The organism is Pseudomonas sp. P5_A2_2 (genome assembly GCF_054177685.1).
This window is the reverse complement of the sequence record NZ_JBGCUL010000233.1, coordinates 1-5,982: the sequence shown is the minus strand read 5'-3', so window position 1 is coordinate 5,982 and position 5,982 is coordinate 1. Positions and strand designations below refer to the sequence as shown.

Here is a 5,982-nt window from a genome sequence, read left to right as displayed (position 1 = left end):
GTGTAAAGCCCGCTCGACATACCCAAGGGATTGGGGGTGCGTAGTTCATAGGCAAAATCGATAGTTTCAAAAGAGATGGACGGGATTCGGAAAGCGGCTACTTTGACACAGGGTGCCTCCACTGGCGATTTCCAGAAAAATCGGTAGGAATGGGTACCATATGCCCCTACACCACTGTAACGACAGGGCTGCGCTGCATAAACCCAACCATTGCCGACCCAGAGCTTGTCATGACCTTCACGCGCGTTGGGTGCTCCAGTCAGATTGGCCGCTGAATCACTCAGGACTAAGTTCGAACCAATGCCCGTGATGCGCACATCAACGGTCTCCGTTTCCTGGGTCTCCCTATTCGTCACTGTTACCTGCCGCCAATTGGCCGGTACCTTCAACGCAATACCTTCGCCGGGCACGATGGCGCGATCTGAACTGAAACGAACCGGCAATTCAATACTGAAGATGTTGTTTTCGATGCACTGACCCGGATAATTCGCGCAATAACCACTGTTTGGCGTTTTGTTAAGGAACTCATTTTTATTGGGTTGAGACGGATCCGGCTGGAACGACGCCCTGATCTCCCGGTTTATCGCTTCTGCCGAAGGCATGCTCAATGCCACTAACAACCCAAGCCAACCCTTGTATTTTTTCATTTCTCTACCTGTTTCCAATCGGTGGGCTTTACGATCGACAAGGATTTGCGGCGTGCACCGTTGAACATCGATCATCACCCCCGCTGTAGGGAGAACTCACTCACCCGGCGCCTTGGCACTGAACAACATCAGCACGCTGCCGCTGTAGTCCCCCGGCTTGTAACCCCCCACCGGCTTCACCGGATCGATCTGCAGCAACACCCGTGAGCCTGTCATCGCGTCGGCCGCCGACACCACTTGCCGCGGCGCAATGTCGGCGCTCAATTCCACCCCGTTGAAACTGACCCGCAACGCGATATCGTCACTGGGCCTGCCGTTGGACAGGTACGGAGCCGCCTCCAGGCGCGCTTCAATCGCGCTGCTGTCGTGGCGCACATCAAAATGCTTGCGCACGCTGCTCAAGGTCGAATTCGACAGGTTCCAGTTCAGTCGCTGTGGCCGGTGGATCCAGTCCGCTTCAGCGGGGATCACGTAAAACGCGGGCGTCGGGATAATCACGGACACCTCGAAGGTGTGTTCCTCCCGGGCAGCCCATGTCGAGGAGCCCATCAGTACGGTCATTGCCGTCAGCACGACGGCGGCGCATTGCTTGATCATGTTCGATACCCGTTGCGTCAATGGAAAGCCGGCCTAGCGGCTGACGATCTTCAGGTTTTTCTTGCTGTTGCCCTCGATCAGGGTGAACCGGTATTCACGGCCCTTTTCCTTGTCGAAGGCATAGGTCTTGCCCGCCATGACGTGATGTTTGGTGGTCGCGCCGCACTCACTCTCATTACTCAAGGAGCAGCTTTTGAATTCATCGATGATGACCACCGTGTTGCCGTTGTTGCGCAGCTCGTAGCGCTTGTCGGTTTCGTTGACGGCGCTATCGAATCGAGCATCCTTGGGCCGAACGAAGAAGACGGTGCCGAACCCGGTCATCACGTTGACCCCCGCTGACAGGTTCTTTTTGTAGTCGTCGCGCTCTTCGCCGGACACCGCAAACTCATCTTCCTTTTCCGGCACAACGGGCACGAAGCGCACGCGAAAGTAGCGCTCACGGTCACGCTCGCCCATGTACAACAGACGGGTGCCCTGCATCCCCTGCGCCGGAACGATCAGCCGCGCGGGACTGGCCATCAGGCCATTGCGCGAGGCACCATCGGCGGACGTGGTGACCGGTATTTCCTTCGGCGTGCCGTCGGTGTCGTAGACGATTTCCAGCACGTTGACCTTGACGAAAGCGGTGCTGTCGCCGCTGTTGAACACCCGTTTCAAATAGGTGCTTTTATCGGCATCCAGATAGTCGTATACGGTGCCGACATTGATCTGGGGCCCGGCCTGAACCACCAGGGGATACACGCAAAACACACACAGCCATAACAGACGCTTCATCGTCCTCAACCTCATAAAAAATAAAAAACAAAAAGTAAAAAATGGGCCAGCCCCGAACGATCAGACTTCAGAATCCCAGATCACTGTGACATTGCCTGTGAAAGGCCTACCTTCGGATTTGTCTATCAGCCAGTGGGTGTACCGCTCGTCCACTTCGAAATGCAGCGTTCCGGGCTTGCGATCGACATAGATACCCGGCAGAAACGGGCTTGTAGGAGCACGGCGACTCAACGGCATTCGCCTGACCGGTTGCCCGGCGCTGTCGGTCAACCCGTTAGGCAAGGTGACGCTGATTTCTACAGCTCCCCCGTAACGCCCTCCACGATCAACAATGGCGCAGCCCGAGCCGGCGCCCGCATCGTGGTGCTCGCAGTCCAGCCTCATCGTGAATCGCGACGAGGCGGAAATATTGAAGGTCTGATCGCGATACAGGCGCACAGGCTTGCGCCCCTGTTCCAGCCAGCCGCGCCATCCGCCTTGGGGTTCCAGCACGATTTTGTTGCCGCCGGGTGGAATCTCCACCTTCAGGGTGTGCTGTACGTCAAGGACAAAGTCCAGGGTCAGGTTGCCGTCGTTCGGAAGCAACACCTGCCCCATATCGAAATCGCCGCCAGGTCCAATGCTGTACGACATTGCACCGGTATAGAGACCGGATGACATGCCCAACGGATTGGGGGTGCGCAGCTCATAGGCAAAATCGAGGGTGTCGAAGTAAATGGACGGAATGAAGTAAGCCGCTACCTTGACGCAGGAGGCCTCTACGGGTGTTTTCCAGAAAAACCGATAGCTCTCAGGGCTGTACGACCCGACACCGCTGTACCGGCAGGGCGCAGGCGCATAAACCCAACTGCTGCTGGTCCAGAGTTTCTGATGGCCTTCAAGGGGGTCGCTCACTCCCACCAGCTTGGCGGCCGATTCACTCAGGAAAAAATTCGAGCCGACGCCGGTAATGCGCACTTCAACGGTCTCCCTCTCCTGTGTCGCGGCGTTAGTCACCGTCAGTCGTCGCCAGTTTGCCGGCACCTTCAACGGGATCCCTTCTCCAGATCCGATGAAGCGGCTGGCAGTGAAGCGGATCGGCAATTGAATGCTGAACATATTGTTTTGCTCGCATTCGCCCGGATAGCTCGCGCAATAACCACTGTTCGACGTTTTGTTGATAAACACGTTTCTGCTCGGCTGTGACGGATCGGGCTGAAACAGCGCCCGGATCTCCCGATTCACCGCCTGCGCCTCAGGCACGCTCAGCGCCAGTAACAACCCCAGGCAACACAAAGACTTTTTCATAGATTCAACCCGCCGTCCGTTCGGTGAATGTGACATCCGCCAGGGTGTCCGGCGTGCAGCGCAGATCCCCGATCATCAACACGTTGTTTTCACTGCGATGTCGGCTGGCATCGAGACGGAACTGGCACAGCAACTGGTTGCCTTGACGCACTTCCAGCGTCGGTGAACCGGCATTCATTTCCATCGAGAAGAAACCATCGACTTCCGTCACCCCGCGACTGGCGTGGTTGATCACGTGATGGCCCTTGAGCGGCTGGCCTTTGGCATCGACCAGCCGGCCGAGCACGGTCAGGGTTTTCATCACGCGGACCTTGCGGTACTCCACCCCGCCCTTGTTCAGGTGATAGCGGGTGCGGGCGGGCTCGATGGTCGCCGCCGGGACATGGTTGCCCTCGAAGTCGAAACTCACCGAGCTGTTCTGATACGCGGTAATCGGGATGAAGTTGCGGCCGGGCTTCAACATCGCACCGCCGCCGCTGTAATCGTCGGCGCGCAGGGTAATGTCATCGATGTCCGATTCCACATCGACAATCAGCGCCGCGCCGCGCATCTCATGCTGACTGGTCAGCATCATTTTCTCGGCGCCAATGGCCAGGGTGCTGTCCAGGTTCAGGCCGCCGGTAAAATTGCCGTTGAAGGACGAACGCTGAACGAAACCATCACCATTGATCGCGTCGGTACGAAAGTTGGCGAGGCTGGAAACGCCGACGCCGTAGGTGTCGGTGAGCGCCGTCACCGAGACGTTTTGCAGCACATGGTCTTTCAGGTCTTTGCGCCAGCCAATGGAGGCGTTGTTGTCGCGACCGCCATCCCGGGCCGTGCGCGAACCGATACTGCCGCTGATCTGCTGTCCAGGTGCGCCGAGTGCCAGGTTGACGCTCAAGTCGACGCCGCGATTGCGGTCATTACCGCTGCTGAAACTGCCCGGCCGATCGAACAACGACAGCCGCCAGTTGCCATCGCTGCCAAACAGGTTGGTGCGCTGGTTCCAGCCCAGATCGAGGCCGACGCCTTCGACGTTGCCCTCGCTGTGGGACACCCGCGCATTGATCGTGCTTTTGCTGCTGAGTCGATGATTGAGTGCCAGCGAGGAGTTGCTGGTCTGGCCGACGAACACATTACGTTGGCGCACCCGGGTGCCATCCGGCAGGGTTTCGAAAAGATTGGTGGTGTCCAGCCAGCTGCGGTTGTGGCTGATCACCACGCTGCCGGCGCCATAGTTATAGAGGCTTTGCAGATCGAGGCCGGTGCCATGATCCTGCGTCTGGTACACGTTGGCGAACAGGCTGATGTGATTGGCCAGGGTCCAGTCGATGGAACTGCCGTATTGCAGTTTTTCGCGGATTTGCCGCGCCGACAGCCCGAGGATGACTCGAGGGTGCATCAGGTAATTGACCGAGGCTCCTGCCGTGGGACTGCCACTGGATTGTTGGTCCCAGTTGCTCAGCAGCTTGCTTTCTTCCCCGGCGAACAGGTTGTAGCGCCAGCGCTCATCGAGGTTGCGCCAGTTGTTGGGTTTGTAGACAAGTTCCTGGGTGGTGGAGGTGATCTGACCGTCTTCGATCAGGCGCACTTCCACCTCATAGATTCCGCCCGGCAACGGACGGGTGTCGAGGGTCTGCAAACCGGCGGGCACCGACTGGGTATTGATCAACAGACCGTCGCGATAGATTTCCACCGAGCCCTGGCGGTTGGCCGTGACGTAGATCGGATAGACGCTGGGCATCGGACTGTTGATGGCGAGGCTGTCGGAGCTGCCGTACATGACGCCGACAGCGGTATCGGGACTGGTGCCGAACGTGCGCGGCTGGCGGGTCAGTCCTTCGGAATTGGGGGTGAAATAGCCCAGGCGAAAGAAACTGCCTTGCAATTCGCGCTGGGTGTAAAGCTCGTGCACTGCGTGGTAAAGCTTGTCATCCGGACCGCCGAGGCGGGCCAGTTGCATATTGAACGTCTGGCTCCAGTTGCCCAGGCTCGCGCTGGCTTCAAGGCCATAGCGCCCGCCCAGATCCTGATCCTGGCCACCATTGAGATTGAGCTGGTTGCGCACCATCAGACCGCTGCTGCCGCCATCGGGCTGTTCGTAATAACGCTTGGCCTCGACGTCGCGCTCAGCATTTTCGGTGAGGATCGAGACGAGGGAGTTTTCCAGGTTGTAATGCACGGCAAGCACCTGATCCGGACACGAACCGGTGCATGTGCCCAGCGGCACGCCTGGCTTGAGATAACTGGCCCATTTTTCCCGCTCGGCGGGGCCGAAGCGGTTTTCGCTGGTGTCGGTAAATTCAAGTAACGTGATGCGATCATCACGGGACAACACCACCATCGCCTCTCCCAGCGGTTGCTGATCGAGTTCCACCCGAACAGCCAGAGGCACATCAAAAAAATGCTCCTCGAAATCTGCCGGCAGACCTTTGGCCTGGGCCAACAGACTTCGTGGTGTCGTACCGGCGGAAGAAACGGGAGCCGCCGCTGCACTGGCACAAAACAACAGCGCAAGCGCAGCCGCGATGGGTGTCATCGGGAACATGAACTCTTACTCTGGTTACGAACGGGTTGGAATCCGGCGGACAGGCCGGTCAGGTTGTCCGCCGGTTAACGCCACTTGAGCAGTTAGCGTTTGTTGCCATGAAGCTCGATCAAGGCGTGCCGACCGGAGCAACGGCGTCGAAGG

4 protein-coding genes and 1 pseudogene are annotated in these 5,982 nt (G+C 58.3%); all 5 read right to left on the bottom strand.

The features are described from left to right. Positions 1-722: pseudogene (locus ACXRVY_RS14885) on the bottom strand (hypothetical protein); the annotation flags it as partial. Between the two features lie 21 nt (positions 723-743). Beyond that, positions 744-1,244, bottom strand: a complete 501-nt coding sequence (locus ACXRVY_RS14880) for a CS1 type fimbrial major subunit (RefSeq protein ID WP_223458226.1) — start codon at positions 1,242-1,244, stop codon at positions 744-746. Positions 1,245-1,277: 33 nt separating this feature from the next. Beyond that, a complete protein-coding gene (locus ACXRVY_RS14875; RefSeq protein ID WP_223458224.1) occupies positions 1,278-2,021 on the bottom strand; it encodes a molecular chaperone in 744 nt (247 codons plus the stop codon). 60 nt (positions 2,022-2,081) lie between these two features. Then, positions 2,082-3,308, bottom strand: a complete 1,227-nt coding sequence (locus ACXRVY_RS14870; protein ID WP_223458222.1) for a hypothetical protein — start codon at positions 3,306-3,308, stop codon at positions 2,082-2,084. 4 nt (positions 3,309-3,312) lie between these two features. Further along, positions 3,313-5,838, bottom strand: a complete 2,526-nt coding sequence (locus ACXRVY_RS14865; RefSeq protein ID WP_223458220.1) for a CS1-pili formation C-terminal domain-containing protein — start codon at positions 5,836-5,838, stop codon at positions 3,313-3,315. Positions 5,839-5,982: the final 144 nt, after the last annotated feature.

What these genes read in the sequence shown, in the direction of transcription:
- ACXRVY_RS14870 (WP_223458222.1), bottom strand. Translation starts at nt 3,308, where the DNA reads ATGAAAAAGTCTTTGTGTTGCCTGGGGTTGTTACTGGCGCTGAGCGTG.
- ACXRVY_RS14875 (WP_223458224.1), bottom strand. Translation starts at nt 2,021, where the DNA reads ATGAAGCGTCTGTTATGGCTGTGTGTGTTTTGCGTGTATCCCCTGGTG.
- ACXRVY_RS14865 (WP_223458220.1), bottom strand. Translation starts at nt 5,838, where the DNA reads ATGTTCCCGATGACACCCATCGCGGCTGCGCTTGCGCTGTTGTTTTGT.
- ACXRVY_RS14880 (WP_223458226.1), bottom strand. Translation starts at nt 1,244, where the DNA reads ATGATCAAGCAATGCGCCGCCGTCGTGCTGACGGCAATGACCGTACTG.